Annotated in this window: 25 protein-coding genes; 12 read left to right on the top strand and 13 right to left on the bottom strand. The window is 60.7% G+C overall.

Annotation, left to right across the window (positions count from 1 at the left end):
• Positions 1-74 precede the first annotated feature (74 nt).
• The 3 genes from PZ897_RS17500 to PZ897_RS17510 all read right to left on the bottom strand — a co-directional run bounded on the left by PZ897_RS17500 (position 75) and on the right by PZ897_RS17510 (position 1,579).
• Entirely contained in the window at positions 75-488 is a 414-nt protein-coding gene (locus tag PZ897_RS17500) for a VOC family protein (RefSeq protein ID WP_275753883.1), read from the bottom strand.
• Between the two features lie 47 nt (positions 489-535).
• Positions 536-970, bottom strand: coding sequence for a cupin domain-containing protein (locus PZ897_RS17505; RefSeq protein ID WP_275753885.1), 435 nt, complete (start codon positions 968-970; stop codon positions 536-538).
• Between the two features lie 111 nt (positions 971-1,081).
• The gene (locus PZ897_RS17510) at positions 1,082-1,579 is read right to left on the bottom strand and encodes a single-stranded DNA-binding protein (RefSeq protein ID WP_275753886.1); all 498 of its coding nucleotides are present in this window, start codon (positions 1,577-1,579) and stop codon (positions 1,082-1,084) included.
• Positions 1,580-1,989: 410 nt separating this feature from the next.
• Between PZ897_RS17510 and uvrA the strand changes: the two genes are divergently transcribed.
• From uvrA to PZ897_RS17545, 7 genes are read left to right on the top strand one after another with little or no spacing between them, the layout of a single operon-like run.
• Positions 1,990-4,908 carry an excinuclease ABC subunit UvrA gene (uvrA, locus tag PZ897_RS17515; RefSeq protein WP_275753889.1) on the top strand — a complete coding sequence of 973 codons (2,919 nt, stop codon included), beginning with the start codon at positions 1,990-1,992 and terminating at the stop codon, positions 4,906-4,908.
• Between the two features lie 2 nt (positions 4,909-4,910).
• On the top strand, positions 4,911-5,234 hold the full coding sequence (locus tag PZ897_RS17520; RefSeq protein ID WP_275753890.1) for a DUF4258 domain-containing protein: 324 nt from the start codon (positions 4,911-4,913) through the stop codon (positions 5,232-5,234).
• Positions 5,203-5,448: a hypothetical protein gene (locus tag PZ897_RS17525; RefSeq protein ID WP_275753891.1), complete on the top strand. Its 246-nt coding sequence runs from the start codon at positions 5,203-5,205 to the stop codon at positions 5,446-5,448. The genes PZ897_RS17520 and PZ897_RS17525 overlap by 32 nt, the downstream gene beginning before the upstream one ends.
• Entirely contained in the window at positions 5,445-5,582 is a 138-nt protein-coding gene (locus PZ897_RS17530; protein WP_275753893.1) for a hypothetical protein, read from the top strand. The genes PZ897_RS17525 and PZ897_RS17530 overlap by 4 nt, the downstream gene beginning before the upstream one ends.
• The gene (locus PZ897_RS17535) at positions 5,583-5,909 is read left to right on the top strand and encodes a DUF4258 domain-containing protein (RefSeq protein ID WP_275753895.1); all 327 of its coding nucleotides are present in this window, start codon (positions 5,583-5,585) and stop codon (positions 5,907-5,909) included.
• A complete protein-coding gene (locus tag PZ897_RS17540; protein WP_275753896.1) occupies positions 5,906-6,160 on the top strand; it encodes a hypothetical protein in 255 nt (84 codons plus the stop codon). Before PZ897_RS17535 ends, PZ897_RS17540 begins: the two co-directional genes overlap by 4 nt.
• Positions 6,161-6,215: 55 nt before the next feature.
• On the top strand, positions 6,216-7,016 hold the full coding sequence (locus tag PZ897_RS17545) for a DUF72 domain-containing protein (protein WP_275753898.1): 801 nt from the start codon (positions 6,216-6,218) through the stop codon (positions 7,014-7,016).
• 137 nt (positions 7,017-7,153) lie between these two features.
• On the opposite strand, the gene PZ897_RS17550 is transcribed toward PZ897_RS17545, so the two are convergent.
• Positions 7,154-8,368 carry an MFS transporter gene (locus PZ897_RS17550; RefSeq protein ID WP_275753900.1) on the bottom strand — a complete coding sequence of 405 codons (1,215 nt, stop codon included), beginning with the start codon at positions 8,366-8,368 and terminating at the stop codon, positions 7,154-7,156.
• Between the two features lie 223 nt (positions 8,369-8,591).
• Here PZ897_RS17550 and PZ897_RS17555 point away from each other — a divergent pair, with 223 nt between their 5' ends.
• Together PZ897_RS17555 and PZ897_RS17560 are read left to right on the top strand one after the other, a co-directional pair.
• Positions 8,592-9,422 carry a helix-turn-helix transcriptional regulator gene (locus PZ897_RS17555; RefSeq protein WP_275753901.1) on the top strand — a complete coding sequence of 277 codons (831 nt, stop codon included), beginning with the start codon at positions 8,592-8,594 and terminating at the stop codon, positions 9,420-9,422.
• Between the two features lie 221 nt (positions 9,423-9,643).
• Positions 9,644-11,296 (top strand): Na/Pi cotransporter family protein, encoded by a 1,653-nt coding sequence (locus PZ897_RS17560; protein ID WP_275753902.1) that lies wholly within the window; start codon positions 9,644-9,646, stop codon positions 11,294-11,296.
• Here PZ897_RS17560 and PZ897_RS17565 read toward each other — a convergent pair.
• On the bottom strand, positions 11,291-12,769 hold the full coding sequence (locus PZ897_RS17565; protein WP_275753904.1) for an NAD(P)H-hydrate dehydratase: 1,479 nt from the start codon (positions 12,767-12,769) through the stop codon (positions 11,291-11,293). The two genes, PZ897_RS17560 and PZ897_RS17565, sit on opposite strands and share 6 nt — an antisense overlap.
• Positions 12,770-13,134: 365 nt before the next feature.
• Between PZ897_RS17565 and PZ897_RS17570 the strand changes: the two genes are divergently transcribed.
• Positions 13,135-13,473, top strand: a complete 339-nt coding sequence (locus tag PZ897_RS17570) for a P-II family nitrogen regulator (RefSeq protein WP_275753906.1) — start codon at positions 13,135-13,137, stop codon at positions 13,471-13,473.
• 60 nt (positions 13,474-13,533) lie between these two features.
• Positions 13,534-14,943, top strand: coding sequence for a type I glutamate--ammonia ligase (gene glnA / locus PZ897_RS17575; protein ID WP_275753908.1), 1,410 nt, complete (start codon positions 13,534-13,536; stop codon positions 14,941-14,943).
• Between the two features lie 224 nt (positions 14,944-15,167).
• Here the strand turns inward: glnA and PZ897_RS17580 are convergent, their stop codons facing one another.
• From PZ897_RS17580 to PZ897_RS17595, 4 genes are all read right to left on the bottom strand, one after another.
• A complete protein-coding gene (locus tag PZ897_RS17580; protein ID WP_275753989.1) occupies positions 15,168-16,577 on the bottom strand; it encodes an aspartate aminotransferase family protein in 1,410 nt (469 codons plus the stop codon).
• Between the two features lie 87 nt (positions 16,578-16,664).
• A complete protein-coding gene (locus PZ897_RS17585) occupies positions 16,665-17,678 on the bottom strand; it encodes an NAD(P)-dependent oxidoreductase (RefSeq protein WP_275753909.1) in 1,014 nt (337 codons plus the stop codon).
• Positions 17,675-18,121, bottom strand: a complete 447-nt coding sequence (locus PZ897_RS17590) for a transporter (protein ID WP_275753910.1) — start codon at positions 18,119-18,121, stop codon at positions 17,675-17,677. Before PZ897_RS17590 ends, PZ897_RS17585 begins: the two co-directional genes overlap by 4 nt.
• 135 nt (positions 18,122-18,256) lie before the next feature.
• A complete protein-coding gene (locus tag PZ897_RS17595; protein ID WP_275753912.1) occupies positions 18,257-19,129 on the bottom strand; it encodes an alpha/beta hydrolase in 873 nt (290 codons plus the stop codon).
• Positions 19,130-19,226: 97 nt separating this feature from the next.
• Between PZ897_RS17595 and parE the strand changes: the two genes are divergently transcribed.
• Positions 19,227-21,305, top strand: coding sequence for a DNA topoisomerase IV subunit B (gene parE, locus PZ897_RS17600; protein ID WP_275753914.1), 2,079 nt, complete (start codon positions 19,227-19,229; stop codon positions 21,303-21,305).
• A gap of 48 nt (positions 21,306-21,353) precedes the next feature.
• Here the strand turns inward: parE and PZ897_RS17605 are convergent, their stop codons facing one another.
• From PZ897_RS17605 to PZ897_RS17620, 4 genes are all read right to left on the bottom strand, one after another.
• The gene (locus tag PZ897_RS17605; protein WP_275753916.1) at positions 21,354-22,493 is read right to left on the bottom strand and encodes a DUF2336 domain-containing protein; all 1,140 of its coding nucleotides are present in this window, start codon (positions 22,491-22,493) and stop codon (positions 21,354-21,356) included.
• 358 nt (positions 22,494-22,851) lie between these two features.
• The gene (locus PZ897_RS17610; protein ID WP_275753918.1) at positions 22,852-23,037 is read right to left on the bottom strand and encodes a hypothetical protein; all 186 of its coding nucleotides are present in this window, start codon (positions 23,035-23,037) and stop codon (positions 22,852-22,854) included.
• Between the two features lie 12 nt (positions 23,038-23,049).
• A complete protein-coding gene (locus PZ897_RS17615) occupies positions 23,050-24,198 on the bottom strand; it encodes a site-specific integrase (RefSeq protein ID WP_275753919.1) in 1,149 nt (382 codons plus the stop codon).
• Entirely contained in the window at positions 24,195-24,437 is a 243-nt protein-coding gene (locus PZ897_RS17620; RefSeq protein WP_275753921.1) for a hypothetical protein, read from the bottom strand. Before PZ897_RS17620 ends, PZ897_RS17615 begins: the two co-directional genes overlap by 4 nt.
• Positions 24,438-24,439: the final 2 nt, after the last annotated feature.

Below are 24,439 nucleotides of genomic sequence, written 5' to 3' on the forward strand. Positions count from 1 at the left end.
ACCGAATGCAGAAACTACTTCACCGCAGCAGGCTATGGATACACTTGAATGCACGACGCTCTAAGGCCGGGCGATCAGTTTGCCGCCGGATGGCCTTCGGTCAAGTGCAGCAGGTCCCACAAATTGCCGTAGATGTCGCGAAACACCGCCACGGTGCCGTAATCATGGGTCTGCGGCGCACGCACGAAGTCGACCCCGGCGGCAGTCAGGCGCTGATGGTCACGGTCAAAATCGTCGGTGTTGAGAAACAGAAACACCCGCCCGCCGGTCTGGTCGCCGACAAAAGGCTGCTGCGCAGGCGTTGCGGCGCGGGCCAGCACGAGGGAAGCACCCTGCCCGCCCTTGGGCCGGACAACCACCCAGCGCTTGTCCTGCGCCGGCTGATAGGTGTCTTCCAGCAGATCAAAGCCGAGCACGCCGCAATAAAAGCCGATCGCCTCGTCATAATCTCGAACCACGAGCGCAACATGGGTAATGGATTGGCGCACAATTTTTCTCCCCCGCCCCGCAAGGCCGTGCCACAACCGGAAACCGGTCACTTGCCTCCCGTCGGTGGCACACCGGCCAACCCCTGGGGGTTCTCCTCGAACCATTTCACGATGCCCGGCATTGCCTGCTCGAACCCGCCGGGCAGGAAGATGTTCAACAGCCCGACCGGTGCCGCGCTGCGGTTTTCGAAATCATGCACGATCCCGGCGGGGATGCGCAGAAAGCTCCCCTTCGGCAGATCCCGCCAAACCTCACCAACCAGGAAACAGGCCGTGCCCTCGAGCACATAGAAAAGCTCTTCATTGGCCTCGTGCAGATGGGCTCCGGGCCCTGTGCAATGAGGCTCCAGCCACCATTCCGAGACCGCGTAGCGATCAGCGCTCTCGGCATGGTCGGCCTTGAACACCGCCCGCATGCGACCGAGACTATAGGCGCGCCCATCCCCGGGGCCAAGTTCCAGAACGTCACTCTGAGATGCCATGCCTTGCCACTCCTGGTGCTGTGGCCACCCGTCACGGCGCCGGACGGCGATGCAGGCTCAGAACGGCGAGGCTGCTCAGAACAGCCGAACCGATCAGAACGGCCGAACCGATCAGAACGGAATGTCGTCGTCGAGATCGCGGGAAGACCCGCCACCACCGCCACCACCGAATCCGCCGCTGGCACCGCCACGGTCACCGCCCGAGGACGATCCGCCGCCGAAGTCACCGCCGCCCGAGCGCTGGCCGCCGCCTTCGCTGCGGCCATCCAGCATGGTCAGATTGCCGTTAAAGCCCTGCAGCACCACTTCGGTGGAGTATTTGTCCTGGCCCGACTGGTCGGTCCATTTGCGGGTCTGCAACTGGCCTTCAATATACACCTTCGAGCCCTTTTTCAGGTAGCTCTCGGCAATCTTGCACAGGCCCTCATTGAAAATCACAACCCGGTGCCACTCGGTTTTTTCCCGCCGCTCACCGGTGTTCTTGTCGCGCCAGCTTTCCGAGGTGGCGATCGACAGATTGGCAATCGGACGGCCGTCCTGGGTCCGTCTTATATCCGGATCGGCGCCCAGATTGCCGATCAGAATGACCTTGTTGACGCTGCCCGCCATGATATCTCACCTTCCAACACTTCAGGCGGCCTTGCGCCGCCCCGTCCAAATCGAATTGCACCTTACAGGATCAGCCATCCACCCGTCACGTGGGGGGTGACAATCCACAGGCCTTTTTTGTTCTTTCTTTGTTCTAATATCTGTGTCAGTTTCTGTCAACAGATTCGGCGCAGTTGCAAGCAACACCACTCTGAGCATCTCGACATTGCCGGTGAGGTGCTTATGTATGGCTCTTGTCTTGCCCGCGGAACCATTGTTGAAATGCAGAGTTCGCCTGGGGCAAGTGTTCTTGCGAACTGCGGCCAGATAGCTCCACCGGGGCATCGGACCTGCAAGGCTTTTAGGCATCTGGGCAATTCATGCGCGTTCCGAACGAAACGCTGGATGGCCCACGGCACAGCGGCGGCATCATGACTGAACTGAAATCCATCACCATTCGCGGCGCCCGCGAGCACAATCTGAAGAATGTCGATCTCGATCTGCCGCGCAACAGCCTGATCGTGATGACCGGGCTGTCGGGGTCGGGCAAATCCTCGCTGGCGTTCGACACCATCTATGCCGAGGGCCAGCGCCGCTATGTCGAAAGCCTGTCGGCCTATGCAAGACAGTTCCTCGAGATGATGCAGAAGCCCGATGTCGACCAGATCGACGGGCTGTCGCCGGCGATTTCCATCGAGCAGAAGACCACCAGCCGCAACCCGCGCTCGACCGTCGGCACGGTGACCGAAATCTACGATTACATGCGGCTGCTGTTTGCCCGCGTCGGCGTACCCTATTCGCCCGCCACCGGGCTGCCGATCGAAAGCCAGACCGTGAGCCAGATGGTCGACCGGGTGCTGATGCTGGAAGAAGGCACCCGGCTTTACATTCTTGCGCCGGTGGTGCGCGGCCGCAAGGGCGAGTACCGCAAGGAACTGGCCGAGTTCATGAAAAAGGGCTACCAGCGGGTCAAGGTTGACGGCCAGTATTACGAAATTGCCGATGCCCCGGCGCTCGACAAGAAGTACAAGCACGATATCGACATCGTTGTCGACCGCATCGTCGTGCGGCCCGATATCGCCTCGAGACTGGCCGACAGCCTGGAAACCTGCCTGCGGCTGGCGGACGGGCTGGCGATTGCCGAATTCGCCGACAAGCCGCTGCCCGGCAGCGAAACCTCGGAAGGCTCGGCCAACAAGTCCAAGAACGAAACCCATGAGCGGCTGCTGTTTTCGGAAAAATTCGCCTGCCCGGTGTCCGGCTTCACCATTTCCGAGATCGAGCCGCGGCTGTTTTCGTTCAACAATCCGCACGGCGCCTGCCCCACCTGCGATGGTCTCGGTACCCAGAAGAAGATCGATGAGGCCCTGGTCATCCCCGAGCCGCAGCTGACCTTGCGCGGCGGCGCCGTGGCGCCCTGGGCCAAATCCAGTTCACCCTACTACACCCAGACGCTGGAAACGCTGGGCAAGCATTTCGGCTTCAAGCTGGGCGACCGCTGGGAAGACCTGCCGGTGGCGGGCCAGACCGCCATCCTGCGCGGCACCAGTGAAAAGATCGCCTTCAAATATGATGACGGCCTGCGCTCCTACACCACCTCGAAGACCTTCGAAGGCATCATTCCCAATCTGGAGCGGCGCTGGAAGGAAACCGACAGCGCCTGGGCCCGCGAAGAGATCGAGCGCTACATGTCGGCCGCGCCCTGCCCGGCCTGCGACGGCTACCGGCTCAAGCCCGAGGCGCGCGCGGTCAAGATCGATGGCTGTCACATCGGTGAAGTCACCGAGCTGTCGATCCGCCGCGCCGGCGGCTGGTTTGCCGATTTGCCGTCGCGGCTCAACGAGCAGCAGAACCAGATTGCCGTGCGCATTCTCAAGGAGATCCGCGACCGGCTGAAGTTTCTCAATGATGTCGGGCTCGACTATCTGACGCTGTCGCGCAATTCCGGCTCCTTGTCGGGCGGCGAAAGCCAGCGCATCCGGCTGGCCTCGCAGATCGGGTCGGGCCTTACCGGGGTGCTCTATGTGCTCGACGAACCCTCGATCGGCCTGCATCAGCGCGACAATGCGCGGCTTCTGGAGACGCTCAAGCATCTGCGCGACATCGGCAACACCGTGATCGTTGTCGAACACGACGAGGACGCGATAATGAGCGCCGATCATGTGGTCGACATCGGCCCTCATGCCGGCATTCACGGCGGCGAGATCATCGCCCAGGGGACGCCCGGCGACATCATGGCCAATCCGCGCTCGATCACCGGCAAATATCTCTCCGGCGAACTCGATGTGGCGGTGCCATCAGACCGGCGCAAACCCGTCAGGAAAAAGGAAATCAAGGTCTTTGGCGCCCGCGGCAACAATCTCAAGAACGTCACCGCCGCCATTCCGCTGGGTGTGTTCACGGCGGTGACCGGGGTGTCGGGCGGCGGCAAATCGACGTTCCTGATCGAGACGCTGTACAAGGCCGCTGCGCGCCGGGTGATGGGCGCACGCGAAACCCCCGCCGATCACGACCGCATCGACGGGTTCGAGCACATCGACAAGGTGATCGACATCGACCAGTCGCCGATTGGCCGCACGCCGCGCTCCAACCCGGCCACTTACACCGGCGCCTTCACCCCGATCCGCGACTGGTTTGCCAATCTGCCCGAAGCCAAGGTGCGCGGCTATCAGCCCGGACGCTTTTCGTTCAACGTCAAGGGCGGCCGCTGCGAGGCCTGCCAGGGCGATGGCGTCATCAAGATCGAAATGCACTTCTTGCCCGATGTCTACGTCACCTGCGATGTCTGCCATGGCAAGCGCTACAACCGCGAAACCCTCGAGGTCACCTTCAAGCAGAAATCGATTGCCGATGTGCTCGACATGACGGTCGAGGAAGGCGTCGAGTTCTTTGCCGCCGTTCCCGCCGTGCGCGACAAGCTCAAGGCGCTCGAGGGTGTCGGTCTTGGCTACATCAAGGTCGGCCAGCAGGCCAACACGCTTTCCGGGGGCGAGGCGCAACGGGTCAAGCTGGCCAAGGAACTGTCCAAGCGCTCGACCGGTCGCACGCTCTACATTCTCGACGAGCCGACAACCGGGCTGCATTTCCACGATGTCGCCAAACTTCTCGAAGTGCTGCACGAACTGGTCAATCAGGGCAATTCGGTGGTGGTGATCGAGCACAATCTGGAAGTCATCAAGACCGCCGACTGGGTCATCGATCTGGGCCCCGAAGGCGGCGACGGCGGCGGTGAGGTCGTTGCCGAAGGCACCCCCGAAGACATCGTCAAGGTCGAGCGCAGCTACACCGGCCAGTTCCTCAAGCAATTATTGGAACGGCGCCCGGGGCGACGGGTGGAAGCGGCGGAGTAGGAATGGACGATCTGGCTGTCCGGCTACGACAGCGTATAGCAAGCGGCAGTTTCAGGGTCTCCGATCATGCTCAGGCGCGATTGGATGAACGAAGTCTGTTGCTGTCGGATATCCTGGCCAGCGTTCCGTCGTGGTCAATTGTCGAAATCTACGAAGACAACCGGATGGGGCCGTCGCTCCTTGCCAAGCATGAACTACCGGCTGGTCCGGTTCACGCTGTCTGGGGTATGATCGATAAAAATGCAGTTCATGCCGTCCTCGTGACGGTCTATCTGCCTGACAAGGAGACGTGGGATGAGCAGTTCACAATCCGGCGCAAGATTTGAGCAAGTGACACGGCTCGTGGAAGAAGGCGGCTATATCGCCAAGGTTCCCGTCACGCTGATCTACGAGTCCGACGATCCGACCAATTGGGGCCCCTATCTTTCCGCCGAAGACGCGCTCAAGCTCGACGAGGTGCGCAGCGCGCTCAGGCACCGCGACATCCAGGCTGCGGCCCGCCACGGCGAGATTTTCGAATTGACCAGGGTGGTGGCGTGAGCGAGGGCGGCGGCGCCGTCGTTGCCGAAGGCACCCCCGAAGACATCGTCAAGATCGAGCGCAGCTACACCGGCCAGTTCCTCAAGGAACTGCTGGAACGGCGCCCGGGGCGACGGGTGGAAGCGGCGGAGTAAGTGAGCGAGACCTTTACAATTGTTGTCTCTTTGATTGAACAAGAGAGGTTCGAGGTTTCACTTCACGCTTTGCAGGAACTGCTCAATGACGGCATTCTGATCGAGCCGCTGATCGGTGCAGTCGGTGATGGCATTGTTGTGGAAGACTATCCGGATTACCATAAAGGACCGGCGGTCCTGCTGTTGCAAAGAGACGAGTTTGGGCACCCTATTCATCTGGTATGGGGAATTCCAAGAGATGCAAGGGAACCAGCTGTGCTGGTGACGGCGTATCGACCCGATCCGACAAAATGGGACAAGAGCTTCACGCTGAGGGAAAGGTCATGACCAGGATATCAACGCAGCTGTTGCGCGAAGGCGATGTTGTCGCGGAGGTGGAAGTCATCCTGCACAATGGCGATCATGACTGGACGCCGACGGTCGACCTTGGTTCGATTCGCAAGCTGGACTCCGTGCGCAGGGCTTTGCGTGCTGGCGATGTCCGGACCGCCGCAAAGAATGCGAGACTCTATCGCCGCGTCAAAGACGACTTGGCCCAGGAGTTCGCCGAGCCTCCACAGCCAGACTTGAAGCTGTAGCATTGAACATCAATTCAGCGGGCGCCAATCAAGCCTGCACTCGAGAGGCTGCCTCATGACCCCACACGCAACAATCCGCACCGGCATTGGCGGCTGGGTGTTCGATGCCTGGAACGAGAGTTTCTATCCGCCGAAACTGCCCAAGACCAGGCAGTTGCAACATGCCGGCAGTCAGTTGCGCGCCATCGAAGTCAACGGCACCTATTACGGCAGCCAGAAACCGGCGACATTCGCCAAATGGGCCGCCGATGTGCCGGACGGGTTCGTGTTTTCGCTTAAGGCCAGCCGTTACTGCACAAACCGCAAGGTGCTGGCGGACAGTGAACCCTCAATCACCAAATTCCTGACCCAGGGCATCACCGAACTGGGCGACCGGCTCGGCCCGATCCTGTGGCAGTTCATGCCGACGAAGAAATTCGAACCCGATGATTTCGCGGCGTTTCTCGCCCTGCTTCCGGCCAAGCAGGACGGCATTGCGCTGCGCCACGTCGTCGAAGCCCGGCATGAAAGCTTCTGCACGCCGGAGTTCATCGACCTGCTGGCCAAACACAAGGTGGCGGCGGTCTGTGCCGACCACGAGAGCTACCCGATGGTCGCCGATGTCACCTCGGATTTCGTCTATGCCCGGCTGCAGCGCGGGTCCGATGCGGTGCGCACCTGCTATCCGCCGGACGAAATCGATCTGTGGGCCAGTCGGCTGCGGACCTATGCCCAGGGCTCCACCCCATCGGACCTGCCGCTGATCGCCGCCGACCGCCAGGTACGAACACAACCCCGCGACGTGTTTGCCTTCTTCATCACCGGCGGCAAGGTCAATGCCCCCGCAGGTGCCATGGCGCTGCAGCAGAGGGTCTGACACCTCTCGGCAAACAAGCTTCCTGTGCTGCTGATCCGGATCAAGGCAGCGTCTCGCACCTGCTCCATGCTTGCGGCATCACACGCGCATGGGTGAGCCGGATGCCGTGGCCACTGCCGCGGCGGCTGGAAGACAAGCTAAGCCGCCTTTACCTGCCGCGGCAGGAAAATCGTCAGCAGGCCCAGAAACGGCAGGAACGAGCAGATCTGGTAGACATAGATGATGCCCTTGACATCGGCCACCTGCCCCATCACTGCGGCCGCAATGCCGCCCATGCCGAAAGCGAAGCCGAAGAACACGCCGGCGATCAGCCCGACCCGGCCCGGCACCAGTTCCTGCGCGAACACCACGATGGCCGGAAACGCCGAGGCCAGCACCACGCCAATGACCGCTGTCAGCACGGCGGTCCAGAACAGATCGGCATAGGGCAGCAACAGCGTGAACGGCAGCACACCCAGAATCGACACCCAGATCACCAGCTTGGTGCCAATCCGGTCGCCGATCGGCCCGCCGATCAAGGTTCCGGCAGCCATGGCGCCCAGAAACACAAACAGCAGCACTTGCGCGTCCTGCACACTGACATCAAACCGCTCGATGACAAAGAACGTGTAAAAGCTGGTGAAGCTGGCGACATAGATATTCTTGGTGAACACCAGCAGCGCCAGCACCACCAGCGCAAGGATGACGCGGCGGCGGCTGTGCGCCAGCCGTGTATCGGGCACCGGGCGTCCGGCCGCCGCACGCCGGAATTCACCGTACCAGCGGCTGACCCAGGTCAGGATCACCATGCCGCACAGCGCCGCCAGACCGAACCAGACAACCGAGGCCTGGCCGTTGGGCACGATGATGAACGCCGCCAGCAGCGGTCCGCTCGCCGTGCCGACATTGCCGCCCACCTGAAACACCGATTGCGCGGTTCCATGCCGCCCCCCGGAGGCAAGACGGGCGATGCGGGAGGATTCCGGGTGAAAGACCGCCGATCCAAAGCCGACCAGTCCAGCCGCCACAAGCAGCAAAGCGTAATAGCCGGCCGACGACAGCAGCAGCAAACCTATAAGCGTGAACCCCATTCCAACCGGCAGCGCATAGCCGATCGGACGTTTGTCGGTGTAGGCCCCGATGGCAGGCTGCAACAGGGATGCGGTGAACTGGAATGCAAAGGTCAGCAACCCGATCTGGGTGAAGCTGAGCGCGTAATTGATCTTCAGGATCGGATAGATTGCAGCCAGCACCGACTGCATCGTGTCGTTGAGAAAATGGCAGATGCTGAGCGCCACCACCACGGAGAACGCGGCTGATGTGGTCGCATTTGGTGTTTCTCCAGCACTGGCATTTTCAGGTCCGACACGCATGAACAGTCCTCTCACAGGGCCCGAAGAGCCGCTACACAACTGATAAAAAACGCCAAACCCGACTCACAGCAGCCATTCCAGCCGAATTGTCATAGCCGGAACGGATCTGTTCGAAAAGTCAACAAGCTGGCGACCGGCTGTGCTCTCCACTCGACCAATACACGTGTTGCTTGCGACCCGCTTTCGTGGTTTGGTCGATTTCTTTCGCGATTGGGCCAATGTCATGACCTCCGGATTGGTGCGCACAGCAAATATTCAGCCGCGCGAGCAGGAAGCGCTGATGATGCAGCGGCGCGCCGAGGTTGAAGCGGCAACCAGCCCGGCGATTGCTTTCGCCCATCGCTACACCGAAAATTCGTTTGTCGCCGAGCACGAGCACAGCAGGGCCCAGTTGCTGCATCCCACCACCGGCGCCGTCATCGTCACCACACAACTTGGCCGCTGGATGGTGCTGCCCGATCACGCGCTGTGGATTCCGGCCCGTGTTCGGCATGCGGTCGACATCATCGGTGCGGTCGAGATGCACTCGGCCTATGTCAAGCCGGATGCATTGGCCGGTCTGCCGACGCATCTGCATGTCACCGCGATGACCCGGCTGATGCGCAGCCTGCTGGCGGAAGCCGTCAGGCTGGGGCCAGATCCCGGCGATCCGCGCGCCGAACTGATCCACGCGTCGCTGCTGCACGAAATTCCGTTGCTGCCCGAACGGCCGTTGGGCCTGCCGCTTCCCGCCGACGCCCGTCTGGTGCGGCTGTGCCGCGAGTTCATCGCCGCACCCTCAACCCGGCTCAGGATCGATGACTGGGCCAGCCATGTCGGGATGAGCCGGCGCAGCTTCACCCGCATGTTCCGGCAACAGACCGGCCTCAGTCTTTCAGCCTGGCGGCAGCAGGTCTGCGTGATGGCCGCCCTGCCCCGCCTGGCCGCCGGCGAACCGGTCACGATCGTCGCACTTGATCTGGGCTATGACAGCATGCCGGCCTTCACCACCATGTTTTCGCGGGTGATGGGCACACCGCCCAGAACCTATCTGAGAAATCAGCGCGCGATGTGAATGGCGGCATTGCAATTGCTGGCGTAACCGGCGTAAACACCACCACTCTCGGCATCAAGGCGTCGCTTTCCACCCCCGAAACCGGCAAATTGTTACTGCGGAATAAATACGCTAGTCTGAGTCGTCTTTCAGCCACCTGTCCCGGCCAGACGGACGTTTTCTTCCAGGCATGCCCAGTTCGCGACACCTGGAATCTGTTCACTCTTTTGTTTGGCCGCGTCATGTCGGGTATCATCGTCTTCATAAATCTCGCCGGTGCCGTCGCACTGCTGCTGTGGGCCACACGCATGGTCAGGACCGGCATTGAACGGGCCTATGGCGATCAGCTGAGGCAGAAATTGCGGCTGGCGATCAATTACCGTGTCACCGCGGCCGTTGCCGGATTCTTCTTCGCCATTGCCCTGCAGAGCGCCACCGCCGTTGCCCTTATCGTCGCCGGTTTTGTCGCCAGCGGCTATGTCTCGACCGCGATCGGCATTGCCACACTGCTCGGAGCCGATCTTGGTTCAGCCTTCGTCGTGCGGATCCTGCGCCATGATCTGTCCTTGCTGATTCCGGTGTTGCTGCTCGCCGGCACGATCGCCTTCCGGGCCAGCGAACAGCGCAACTGGCGCCAGATCGGCCGTATCCTCGTTGGACTTGGGCTGTTGCTGTTGTCGCTCAGGCTGATCGGCGAAGCATCTGTTCCGCTCAAGACCAGCGAAATCCTTCCAATAATCATCAACTACCTGGCGCGCGACTGGATCACCGCCTTTGTTCTCGCCGGCCTGCTCGCCTGGGCGTTCCATTCAAGCGTTGCAGCCGTGCTGCTGCTCGCCTCACTGGCCGACCGGGCATTGATTCCACCTGTCCTGATCATTCCACTGGTTCTCGGCATCAATTTCGGTGCCGCCATCATCGGCGCGGTGCTGACCCGCGGCGAGCGCACCGACGCGCGCATTGTGCCGCTTGGCAATGTTGCCATTCGCGGCACCGGCACGCTGATCGCGCTGGCCTTGCAGATGAGTTTCGAGGTGCCAAGCAGCCTGTTCTCCAGCCAGCCCGGCGATGCGGTGGTTATGGTCCACCTTGCCATTAACCTGGCTGTCCTGGTGTTGGGCCTGCCGTTTTGTGGCATAGTCGGACGCATTCTGTCGAAATGGCTGACGCCGTCCGGTCAGGGCACCGAGGCGGTGCCCGACAAGCGGATGTCCGCCTTGATGCCCGAACATCTGGCCGATCCGCAACAGGCTATCAGCAATGCGACGCGGGAACTGCTGACGGTCTGCGACCGGATCGAATTGATGCTGACCTGGATTTTCGATGTCTACGAGGAATCCGACAAGCAGAAGATCAAGCACATAGAATCGCTTGATGACGAAGTTGACCAGACCCATCGCGACATCAAATTCTACCTGGCGAAAATCTCCCAAAGCGCCCTTGATGAAAAATCCGCGGCGTTGTGCCAGGATCTGCTCGGCGCGACGATCAAGCTGGAGCAGGCTGCCGATATCATTTCGCAGAACATGGTGACCCGAGTGCGCAAAAAGCACGAGCGCAAGATCGCCTTTTCCCGTGAAGGCTGGCATGAAATCAAGGAACTGCACCAGGAGGTGATGAAGAACGCGCGCCTGGCGTTCAACCTTTTCGTCAATCCCGATGTTGATCACGCCCGGCAACTGGTTGCGCAGAAGGAGCTGGTCCGCACCATGGTCCGCAACAGCGAGCAACAGCACATGCAGCGGCTGCGCGACGGCAATGACGACAGCTACGATTCGAGCTCCATCCACATCGACACGATGCGCGACCTCAAGGAGATCAATTCGCTGTTCGCCTCGATTGCCTATCCGGTGCTGGCCGGCGCCGGCATGCTGCGCAAGAGCCGCCTTCTATAGCCGCCCTAGCTGTCCCGGCAGATCCTCGGCCGTCATCGCCTCGCCCGCACGCCACCCGGCCTGGCTGTGAAGGGCAACGCCTGCGCATCCCGCCTCGAAGGGCGGCATGGCCTGCGCCAGCATCCCGCCGACAATGCCGGAGAGCACATCGCCGGACCCGGCAGTGGCCAGCCACCGCGGCGCATCCGCATTGAGCGCGCATCGCCCGTCCGGCGCGGCAATCACCGTATCTGCGCCCTTGTAGATGACCACGGCATTAAGACGCTGCGCCGCCGCCCGGGCCCGGTCAATCTTGGACAGGTTGTCATCGTCGGCCAGATCGGCAAACAGCCGCCGGAATTCGCCTTCATGCGGCGTGATCAGCAGCCGGGTTTCACCGACGAACAGATTTGCCAGCACAGTGGCATCATCTCCAAACGCCGTCAGCGCGTCGGCGTCGAGCAGCACTGGTCGCCCGGTCGCCGCAAGAGTGCCGGTGTAAGCCCGCGCTTTGGCCAGGTCGCCAAATCCCGGGCCGATGACAAAGGCCGACAGCCGCTTGTCGGTGAGCCAGGCGTCAAGGTCAGCCTCGTCCTTGATCGACCTTTGCATGATCGCGGTCAGATGGGTGGCCTGAACCATGACGGCTCCGGGCGGCGTGGCCATGCTCACCAGCCCCGCCCCGGAGCGCAAACCGGCTTCCGCCGCCATCCGGCCGGCGCCGGTCGAAATCAGCGGCCCGGAAAACACCACCAGATGTCCTCGGCTGTATTTGTGCTGGGCCGCATCTGTCGCCGGCAGGTGCGTCTGATAGATCCCGCGATGATTGCGCCAGACAGGATCGGCACTGCAGATCAGCCGCGCCGGAATGCCGATATCGCACAGATGCGTTTCCCCGCACAGTGACTTGCCCGGCATCAACAGGTGCCCCGGCTTGAGCGCCGCGAAAGTGACCGTGTGGGCGGCGGAAAAACACGGGCCGGTGGGAACGCCGGTTCGACCCGACAAACCCGAAGGCAGATCAACGGCAATCACCGGGATGCGGGTGCTGGTGGCGCGCGCGATCAGCGCCGCCACCCCGGCACTGACCGGCCGGTCCAGCCCGGCGCCAAACAGCGCATCGATGATCACGTCACCGGGCCGGAAGTGACAGTCTTCCAGGCGATGCAACGGTCCCGGACAGGCAGCAAAGGCCACAGCCGCATCACCGCCCGGTCTCGGTGCCGTGCCGTAGCGGATGACCTCGACACCGCTGCCAAGCAGCAGGCGCGCGGCCACATGCCCGTCGCCGCCATTGTTGCCGGGTCCGCACAGAACCACCGCACGCAGGGCTGAAGGATAGTTGGCCAGGAAAACCGCCGCCACATGCGCGCCAGCAGCCTGCATCAGCGCGTAACCGTCAAGCCCGCTGTCGATCGCCGCCTTGTCGACAAGGCCCATGGCGGCGGGGGTTAGCAACACTGTGTCATTGGTGGCCATCAGCGTTCGTGGCATGACCGCCCCCGCCGGTCAAGATTGTGGCCGCGGCCTGCACACACCGAGGAAGGCGCAATCGCAGCTGCATCATCCTTGGGCGGTTGCCTGTATTTTGGGCAGCCGGTGGCGCACAAACCACCACCTGTTGCCTCAACCGGCTCAGGCGAAGCGATGGCTTTTCAGGCCGAACACAGCTCGGGGCGCACCAGGGGCTCGCGTCAGCGCCGGTTTTGGGCCGGAACCGGCGAAGAAATGGTTCAATTTGATCCGTAGAGGCATTTTTTTCACAAATTGGCACGGCGTGTGCTTTGATGTCCGCAAGCGGGTTTTTGGCATCAGCTCAAACACCCGCTTTCACAGGACAGAGCGGAGAATTGGTTCTCATGAAAAAGATCGAAGCGATCATCAAGCCCTTCAAACTTGATGAGGTGAAGGAAGCTCTTCAGGAAGTCGGCCTTCAGGGCATCACTGTCATGGAGGCCAAGGGTTTCGGCCGCCAGAAGGGCCATACAGAGCTCTATCGCGGCGCGGAGTATGTCGTGGATTTTCTGCCCAAGGTGAAAGTCGAGATCGTCCTGGCTGACGAGACCGCGGAGGCCGCGATCGATGCCATTCGCAATGCCGCCCAGACCGGCCGCATCGGCGATGGCAAGATCTTCGTCTCCAACATCGAGGAAGTCATCCGTATCCGCACCGGTGAAACCGGCAACGACGCCATCTGACCAATTGTGTACGGCGGACAGCCGCGCACCCGTCATCATTACTTACAGGGAATATCGAACATGACGACTGCCACTGAAATCCTCAAGCAAATCAAAGAAAACGACGTCAAGTTCGTCGATTTGCGCTTCACCGACCCGAGGGGCAAGATGCACCATGTGACCATGGACGCCTCTTGCGTCGACGAAGACATGTTCGCTGACGGCGTGATGTTCGACGGCTCCTCGATCGGTGGCTGGAAGGCCATCAACGAATCCGACATGGTTCTGATGCCCGATACAGCGACGGCGCACATGGATCCGTTCTTCGCGCAGTCAACCATGGCGGTTTTCTGCGACATTCTCGATCCGATCACCGGCGAAGCCTACAGCCGCGATCCGCGCACAACCGCCAAGAAGGCCGAGGCCTATCTGCAGGCCTCCGGCATCGGCGACACCGTCTATATCGGACCTGAGCCCGAATTCTTCATTTTCGACGACGTCAAGTACAAGGCTGATCCGTACAACACCGGTTTCAAGCTCGATTCCTCCGAACTGCCGTCCAATGACGACACCGATTACGAGACCGGCAACATGGGCCATCGTCCGCGCGTCAAGGGCGGTTACTTCCCAGTCCCCCCGGTCGACAGCTGCCAGGACATGCGCTCCGAAATGCTCACGGTTCTCGCCGAAATGGGCCTGACCGTCGAAAAGCACCATCACGAGGTGGCTGCGGCCCAGCACGAGCTGTGCATGGTGTTCGACACCCTGACCCGCACCGCCGACAAGACCCAGATCTACAAATACGGCGTCCACCAGGTTGCCCATGCCTACGGCAAGACCGCAACCTTCATGCCCAAGCCGGTGTTCGGCGACAACGGTTCGGGCATGCATGTGCACCAGTCGATCTGGAAGGGCGGCAAGCCGACATTCGCAGGCGATGAATATGCAGGCCTTTCGGAAAACTGCCTGTTCTACATCGGCGGCATCATCAAGCACGCCAAGGCCATCAACGCCTTCTCCAACCCGTCGACCAACTCCTACAAGCGCCTGGTTCCGGGCTACGAAGCCCCGGTGCTGCTGGCTTACTCGGCGCGCAACCGGTCGGCGTCCTGCCGCATTCCGTTCGGCTCGTCGCCCAAGTCCAAGCGCGTCGAAGTCCGCTTCGGCGATCCGACGGCAAACCCGTATCTGTGTTTCGCAGCCATGCTGATGGCCGGTCTCGACGGTATCAAGAACAAGATCCATCCGGGCAAGGCCATGGACAAGGACCTTTACGATCTGCCTGCCAAGGAACTCAAGAAGATCCCGACCGTTGCCGGTTCGCTGCGTGAAGCGCTCGAAAGCCTCGACAAGGACCGTAAGTTCCTCACCGCCGGCGGTGTGTTCGACGACGACCAGATCGACGCCTTCATCGAGCTGAAAATGATCGAGGTCATGCGCTATGAAATGACCCCGCATCCGGTCGAGTTCGACATGTACTACTCGGTCTGATTGACACGCGCCGCGCTGGTCACGCAGCCGGCACAAAAAGCCGGCGGAACCCAACAGGTTTCGCCGGTCTTTTATTAGCAATTTCTGATCTATGCAGGCAGGTCTTCAGACATTGGTTCAAGAACCTGAGACCATCGGATCGGCTGCGGCCGTCAGGCGTCTGATCCCGGAGTCCCGGACCTGACCGCCGGTCCCTCACCTGACCATTCCGCTGCGGCCAAAGCCTATTTCTTGGCCTGGCTGCCGATGAAATCGCGGACAATGCGGACGATGCCACGCCCGAGCACGGCGTCCAGCGCGGTGATGAACGCATCGACATGTTCCCGTCCGCAGATCAATGGCGGCTCCAGCCGGATGACGTTGCGGTTGTACTCGGTGAACGCCACCAGCACATCGTGATCACGCAGCAGTTCGGCGCCGACAAAGCCCGACAGCGACCCCTTGAGCTTGTCATCGAGCAACGCCACCATCGGCCGCAGCAGGGCGGGCAGGGTCTGGCTGAAATCCTGGAATTCCAGGCCAACCATGAAGCCGCTGCCGCGCACATCCTTGATGATCTGCGGATATTTGTCCTTGAGCTCGTTGAGACGCTCGATCAGATACGATCCGACCTGAGCGGCATTGCCGATCAGATCCTCGTCATAGATGACGTTGAGGCCTTCAATGGCGGTGACGCAGGCCTCGCCGATGCCGCCAAAGGTGGCCTGGGCGTGGATCATTGCCGTCTTCGGTGTGCCATAGGCCTTCATGTAGACCTTGCGCGATGCGATCATCGCCGCCATGGCGCATTTGCCCGCGCCCAGCGATTTGGCAAGGGCTGTCACGTCAGGCACCACACCGGCCTTCTCGAAAGCGAAGAAGTGGCCGGACCGGCCCATGCCGCACTGGACCTCATCGGCAATCCACAGCACATCATGCTTGTCGCACAGGCCGCGCAATTGCTGCCAGAACGCCACCGGCGCTTCGACAATGCCGCCGCCGCCCTGGATGGTTTCGAGCACGATGACGCCGATCTTGGGATCAGTCTCGAAAGCCGCCCGGATGGCATCGATATCGCCGAACGGCACCTTGACCGTATTGCCGGTCAACTGGAACTCGCCGCGGTAGAGTTCGGAATCGGTGAGCGACAGCACGCCCTTGGTCTTGCCATGGAACGAATTGGCAGCATAGACGATTTTGGGCCGCTTTGGTCCGGCGGCGCGCTCGGCCACCTTGATCGCCGCTTCCATGGCTTCCGATCCGGATGAGCCGAGGAACACCATATCAAGATCACCCGGCGCGATCGCAGCGAGGTTCTTGGCCAGCGCCGAGGCATACTGGCTCATGAAGGCGATGGCGATCTCATGACGGTCTTCGTCCTGAAAATCCTTGCGCGCCTTGATGATGCGCGGATGGTTGTGCCCCAGCGCCAGCGAGCCGAAGCCGCCGAAGAAATCCAGGATCTTGCGGCCGTTCTGATCGGTGTAATACATCCCCGAAGCTGTCTCGATCTTGACCTTGTGAAAGCCGAGAAGCTTCATGAAATGCAACTGGCCGGGGTTGATATGGTCCTTGAACAGATCTGTCATCTGGCCAAGCGACATTGCCTTGGCATCGGCAACTGTCAGCAGATCAGGGCGGTGTGTTGGGGTCATGTTGGCTCCGGCATCCGACAAGGACGGTGCATCGACGGCAACGCGGTTGGGTGTGTCAAGCATTGATGGGGCTCCCTCGAAGCATTTTCATTCAGCCGGTGCGACCTGGGCTGCAGCAGATGATCTGCCACGCGCCTTGCCAGCACGATATTCGTCATAGGCGGCGATCAGCATGTCTTCGTCGCGGTATTGCGGCACCCAGCCAAGCTGGCGCTCGCCCTTGGAGACATCGAGAACGCAATTCTCGTCGGCAATCAGATACTGTTCGGGATCCATGATCGGCTTGTTGATCAGGTCGAACAGATCCAGCGTGCGTTTGACCGCCCAGCCTGGCGTCGGGATCAGCAGCGATCTTGAGCCCGCATGTTTGATCAGGTCACCAAGCAGCTTTCGGACCGGCGGCGGCTGGATCGAACCAAGATTATAGGCCTCGTTCGGAACCCCGGCTTTCCAGGCCAGCCGCGCAGCTTCGGCACAGTCGAACACCGAGATGAACTGGTAGGGATTCTTGCCCGAACCGATCATCGGGACTGGCAGGTTGGCATCAATCAGCTTGAACAGTTTTTCCAAAATCCCGAGCCGGCCCGGGCCGATGATCAGCCGCGGACGAAACAGCGAAATCGACATGCCGCGCTTGCGCCAGTCCGCTGCCAGCACCTCGGTGTCGAGCTTGGACTGGCCGTATTCGCCCAGCGGCGAGACCGGATGCTCTTCCGTCATCGGGAAGGTCACCGTGTGGCCGTAGATCATGTCGGTGGTGAAATGCACCAGCTTGCGCGCGCCGGCCTTGTCCATGGCCTCGATGATGTGCTTCGTGCCGTCATAATTGACCGGATAGAAGAAATCATGCCGCTTGGCGCGCACCTGCAGCGGCGACAGCATCTTGGCCGACAGATTGTAGACCATGTCACCGGCTGCGAGCGGAACCCTGGCCACCATCTCGGGCTTGGTCACGTCGCAGGCGAGAAGCGTCGCATCGCGGTAGAAGGCGCGGTTGTCGTTGGCAATGTCGGCAACCACAACTTCCTCGCCGTCGGCAAGCAGTTTCTGGGCAAGATGACGGCCGACGAATCCATCGCCTCCGAAAAGAATGTGTTTCATTGCGAAGTCTCACTTGCTGCTAGTTTGATTTTGGAAAGGTGGGCGGTTTCCTGCCCCTCACCGGCGTGACCGCCGCGGCCCGACTGGGCAATGAGAACGGTGCCCACGCAAATGAAGGCAATGCCTGCGATCCGCCAGCTGTTGAGGTCTTCCCGGAACAGGATGTAGGCAAATATCGCCACCGCCACATAGGCAAGGCTGAGGAAGGGATAGGCGAAAGACAGCTCAACTTTCGACAGCACATAAAGGTGCGACGCCATGGAGATGGCAAACGTCGTCAATCCGGCAAAGACCCAGGGATTGAACAGGATCTGGAAGACCCGTGCAACCATGGTGTCGGCGGTGAATGAGACCGGCCCCAGTGACAGCATGCCTTGCTTGAGCATCAATTGCGCCGCAGCATTGGTCAGTACCGTGAAAAGAATAAAAACAATGTACTTCATGATCCGCTCCAATGAGGATGGGAGCAGTTCTAGTCTTATTTCCCAAACATCAGGTTCACGAGTGCAGTCAATTTTTCCTTAAGTTGAATCGGGTCTCGAAATGAACCAGGATGAATTGACCGCCGCCGGACAGGGTCAGCGGCTGAGCAGAAACTCGAGCGTCTGCTTCCAGTCCGTCATCCGCATCGGCGTGCCGTGAGAGCCGGTGTCAAACAGCACAAACCGTGCCGGATAGGCTTCAGCCGTACCGCGAACCGCATCAAACACCGCCTTCTGATCCTGCCAGGGATAGACTGTGTCCAGACTGCCGTGGGTAAACGACATCGGCACTCCGGACATGACGGCGGCACTCTTTGCAAGCCCCCTATCCGGCACACCGCCAAGCAACACCATGCCCGCCAGCCGCGGCACAACCTCCCGATCATGGGCGAGTTTCGAGCAGATGATCGCGCCCATCGAGGCACAGGCCAGCACCACCGGCGCCTGACCGGCCAGGATCAATGCCTTGACGTCGCTGGCGCCCTTGTCATCGAAACTGGCAACCGTCGGCGCCAGATAGGCAGCGCCATTGAGCACCACCAGGTTCTTGAGCCGGTTGAAATTGCCGCCGAAGGTATAATCATTCATGCCGAGCCGCTGGTCCCCGCCCCGGCCATGGACGAAAATGACCGCAAAGCGCGCGTGGGCATAATCGCCGGTGACCCCGGTCTTGATCGTCCGGCCATTGGCCTCATGCACGGCAAGGCGGCTCTGCTTCTTCACGGCAAGCGAAACATAGTTCGATCGCACGCGCCGTTCGGGCTCGACATCACGTTTGTGAATGTCGCGCATCTTGTCGTACTGAACCGTCATGAAGGAGCCGTCCTTGGCCATCGACAGGATGCCAGGATAGGCGAACAAACGGTCCTTGTGACCCTTGAGTTCGAGGGAATGGACGGCGGAGGCCGAACAAAGCGAGATCATCAAAGCAAGAAATATCGCACCCTGCCCGGCAAGAACGCTGCGCAAAGCCTGAAACCAAATGCTACACAGTCGATTGAAAGAACGGATTCTGGCACACTCCGGGTGATTCGAATTCCCAATCTACATCAGGCATCACGGCAATATGGACGATTCCAACGATCTTTTTTCCACACCAGGCACACCGGTCGAGCGGCCGGAGCCAAAAGTGGAAAGCATTTCACACAAGCAACCGGGCTCTGCGGCCGCCAGACCGGCGCGCTCTGCGGCGCAAAAGTCAGGCGCCCCCGCCAGCGGCGATGAGTATGACGCCTCCACCATCGAGGTGCTCGAGGGTCTCGAGCCGGTGCGGCGCAGACCGGGCATGTATATCGGCGGCACCGACGAGCGCGCGCTGCATCACCTGTTTGCCGAAGTCATCGACAACTCGATGGACGAAGCCGTGGCCGGTCATGCCAATTTCATCGAGGTCGAACTCGGGGCCGATGGCTATCTCTCCGTTACCGACAATGGCCGCGGCATCCCGGTTGAAAACCATCCCAAGTTCCCCGGAAAATCCACGCTCGAAGTGATCATGACGGTGCTGCATGCGGGCGGCAAGTTCGACAGCAAGGTCTACGAGACCTCGGGCGGACTGCATGGCGTGGGCGTGTCCGTGGTCAATGCCTTGTCCGATGAACTGATCGTTGAAATCGCCCGCAACAAGAAACTCTACCGGCAGACCTTTTCCCGCGGCCTGCCCCAGGGCGGTCTCGAAGACCTTGGCGATGTCCATAACCGCCGTGGAACCAAGGTGCGCTTTCACCCCGATCCCGAAATTTTCGGCGCCGCCGCCCGCTTTGATGCCGGCCGGCTCTACCGCATGGCGCGGTCCAAGGCCTATCTGTTCGGCGGCGTCGAGATCCGCTGGGTCTGTGCGCCTGCGCTTGTCGAGGGCACCGACATACCGGAAAAGGCAGTGCTGCATTTCCCCGGCGGCCTCAAGGACTATCTCGAGGCCTCGCTCGGCAAGGAGCACCGGGTCAACCGCGACATCTTCGCCGGCAAGACCGAACGCTCCGGCGGCCATGGCTCGATGGAATGGGCGGTCACCTGGTATGGCGGCGATTCCTCGATCAGCTCCTATTGCAACACCATTCCCACGCCCGATGGCGGCACCCACGAGGCCGGCTTGCGGATTGCCCTGACCAAGGGGCTCAAGGCCTATGCCGAACTGACCGGCAACAAGCGCGCCGCCGCGATCACCACCGACGACGTGATGATCTCGTCGATCGGCATGCTCTCGGTCTTCATCCGCGAGCCGGAATTCGTCGGCCAGACCAAGGACAAGCTCGCCACTGTCGAAGCCCAGCGCATTGTCGAGAACGCGCTGCGCGATCCGTTCGATCATTTCCTTGCCGATTCGCCTGCCGAAGCCGACAAGTTGCTCGAATGGGTCATCGACCGGGCCGACGAGCGGGTCAGGCGGCGCAAGGAAAAGGAAGTCAACCGCAAGTCTGCGGTGCGCAAGCTGCGGCTTCCCGGCAAATTGTCCGATTGCAGCCAGACCACCGCTGCCGGCGCTGAACTGTTCATCGTCGAGGGGGATTCGGCTGGCGGCTCGGCCAAACAGGCGCGCAACCGCTCCAATCAGGCGATTTTGCCGTTGCGCGGCAAGATCCTCAATGTCGCCAGCGCCGGACGCGAGAAACTGGGCGCCAACCAGCAGATCGCCGATCTGGTTCAGGCGCTGGGCTGCGGCACAAGGTCGAAATACCGCGAAGAAGATCTGCGCTACGAGCGCATCATCATCATGACCGATGCCGATGTCGATGGCGCCCATATCGCTTCGTTGCTGATCACCTTCTTCTATCAGGAGATGCCGGAACTGATCCGTCAGGGCCATCTCTATCTGGCGGTTCCGCCGCTTTACAAGCTCACCCAGGGCGCAAAGTCGCTCTATGCGCGTGACGACGCCCACCGGGTGGAGTTGCTCGAAACCGAATTCAGCGGCCGCGGCAAGGTCGAGATCAACCGGTTCAAGGGACTGGGTGAAATGATGGCCTCGCAACTCAAGGAAACCACCATGGACCCGTCCAAGCGGACTCTGCTGAAAGTGTCCGTTGATACAACCGATCCGCAATCCACCCAGGACACGGTCGACAATTTGATGGGCACCAAGGCGGAAGCCCGCTTCCGGTTCATTCAGGAACACGCTGCCTTTGCCGACAATCTCGATATCTGAACCGGGTTGTTGTCTGGATCCTCACGTCCCGATGACAAGCGGCGCAGCTCAGGCAGCCTGCGCCGCCAGGGCCTGGGCGTAGTCGCGCGAGACATGGCGGCGCCAGCTGAATTGCATGGTCTCAACCAGCCTCAGCAGCTCTGCAACCGCTGGCTGGCGATCTGCGTCACCGGCGTGACGCGCCATCAGTTGGGTGGCGACCAGGTCTGTATCCAGCGATGAATGCGTGCGCGACGCCGCGCGCCACATCTGCGTCGCCGTGACAAACACCGGAGCCAGGTCACGGCCCAGGCCGATCGACCGGTACAGCGCCCGCATCGCGGTTTCGCGGCCGTCAACCAGAATGCCACGCACACGTCCGTCGCTCAGGCCAGACAGGGACACCACGGCGCCGGCAAAGAAATCGACATTGCCCGCACACAGGGCGTGCATCAGAAAGGCCGGTGTCAGCTTGCCCGACAGACGCAAATGCTCGACCAGTGCCGGAATTTCATCCTGGACCACGGTTTCGGCCAGCCGCAGTGTCGCCGTGGTGCAAGCGTCTTCGGCAACCTTGCGGCCACGGGTGCCGCCTATGGCCGAGCGGACGAACATCGACCCCGCCAGTGCAGCGCCTAGCTGCTCCATCAACCCCTGACGGACATCGCTGGGCAGATCGGCGCGATCAAACAGCCGCGCCCGCAATTCGGCATTGTCGCCGAATCGCTCGGCAATCCGGCGCAGCGAAATGCGCGCAATCGACACCTCCGGATTGTCGAGCATACCGGCAATCGCATCGGCGTCCGCGATTTCCGCCAGCGCGGCGGCGACACTCACCGAAAGCGGGCGTCTGAATGCGACCAGTTGTTGCAGCGAGGAGCGACCGCTGGCGATGATTTCGATCAGGTCGTTGTCAGACAGAACCCGCGAAAGGGCGATGACCCGCGCCGCCACCTCGAGTTGGTCGGCCGCCAGCGCCAGCACAATGTTGCGTGGCGCGTGATCAATCTCTGCAAGCCCTTCGGCCAAGGCAAGACGGACCTTGGGAGATGGATCCTCAAGCAGCAGCGACAACGCCGCTTCGGCGTCCTGTCGGTCTTTACCATCCATATGTTCTTGCGCGTAGATCCGGGTCAGTGCCAGCGTGGCGCGGCAGCGGTCACTGACCCCGGCGGTTTCCGACCACTTCAAAAATGACTGCACCACCATGAAACCACCACTCCACTCAACACCACTGGGCAAAACACTAAAGCCAAATGGTTTACGATCTGTAAACCATATCGCCGCGGTTCTGATAACTCTAATGATTACAATGGGTTGAGGTGATTTAAAGTCCAGTGAATGTGATACTTGGACAATAGTGGGACGGTCTTGAACCAAAAATTGACCGGACCTTAAACGACATGCCGCACGGCAAGGTGGTCGGGCGAATCCACATCTTCGGATTATGAGGCCGAGATCCTAACGACTGATTACCCTCAGTCACGCCCTGTCCTTGTCCCCATGAGGTGGCGGGTAAACCACGTACCGGGTAGGTCAATTCAATAGGCCCATTTTTAGTGACGCCCTATAAGAACAGTCCCTGAACGATGCGGAACGCACCAAAGATCCAGCCGATAGGCGGGACAAAGAAGTGGATCAGGAACCAGATCACGGTCCCCTCCACGATATCCAGGTACAGACTGTAGAGCCACGGAGCGACCAGCCCCACCATTGCAGCCGCACCACCTACGCTATTCAGTTTCTCTTTCATTCATGCCTCCTTTCAGTGGGTGTTGAGTCCGTTGAGAACAGCGACCGCGTTCTCGGTCACCTGTTCGGGTACCAGTGAGGCGTACTTCTCGGTCATCGTCACGTTGCTGTGACCAAGGAGCTGGCTCACGTCCTTGAGCGGGACCTTGCCGGTCTGCAACAGACGCGAAGCGAACGTGTCCCGCAGTGTGTAGATTGTGGCACGGCATCCATACCGCTTCACCTTGTCCGGTGTGTTCGCACCACACCGCTCGATCCCGTTCTGGAGAACCTTGCACTGTGTCATGTGTGGCTCCGACCGGGACGACTTCATGCGCCTGTTCGGGAACACATAGGGGGTGCCCTCGGCTTCCCGGTACCGGCGTGTCAGCATGGCCAGGACACGGTCAGACATCAGCAGCCGCGACCACTTCCCTACCTTCATGCGATGGGTATGGATGCGCCGCTCATTCAGGTGGACGTCCTGCCACGTCAGAGACATGGCTTCCATCGGACGCACCCCAGTGTCGAGCAGTAGCGTGGCCAGATCGAACGCATCCATCCGGTCAGCATACCAGCGCCTGTTGCGTGGCGTGTCTGGCAGATCCCTTGGATCGAGGATCTTGAGCAGCTTGCTCACCTCGTCCTGATCAAGGAACCTGTGCTTGAGGACAGGCTTGATGCGCTTGTCTTCCTTCGCCGTAGGGAACTCGAAAGTGGGCACCAGAAAGAGACCCTTGAGGCGGCTCCTTGTCCGGCTGAGGATCGACAACTCCATGCGGATCGATGATGGACCAAGTCCCTCGTTGACGCGGTGATCAATCATCCGCTTGACGTCAGCCTCGGTCATCTCATGGAAAGGCATGTTCGGGCACCATGTCCATTGACGCTGTGTCTTTTTTGCACTGGACCCTTCAAACATAACTCTGATCAGGTTCCGCTCTGCCTTGGCCGACCGTGTCTCCTTGCCATAGTGGTCGATCCAGTAGGTCACCGCGTCCCGGAGCTTGATGGGTGGCAGGTGACCGAGCTGCTTCCTGTTCAGCACGTCCTGGCGTTTGGCGGCTTCAACCTCAGCCGCCTCGCTCTTGCGCCGTCGACGGGTACTCGCCTTGTAGGTTTCGCCGTCGATCATGAATTTGTAGTACCAGTAGGGTGACCCCTCGACCTTGAACAAAGTCATAGCTGTGCCCTTTCTCTGGTCGGTTGTTCGAAATGGTGACGGAGGTCCGCGTACCGACCGACCACCTTGGCCTGTCGATCTGTGAACACAAACCTCTTGTCACGAGTTTTATGGATCAGAAGGAAAGCTTCACCATCGGGTGCGATCAGAGCCGCAACGCTTTCTCCCTCGTCAGTAGGGAAAACTTCCAATCCTACATCAATCCCCGCCAGATATACGGACTCATCTGGAGAAAACATGG

The organism is Hoeflea sp. YIM 152468 (genome assembly GCF_029210485.1).
Classification (GTDB): domain Bacteria; phylum Pseudomonadota; class Alphaproteobacteria; order Rhizobiales; family Rhizobiaceae; genus Hoeflea.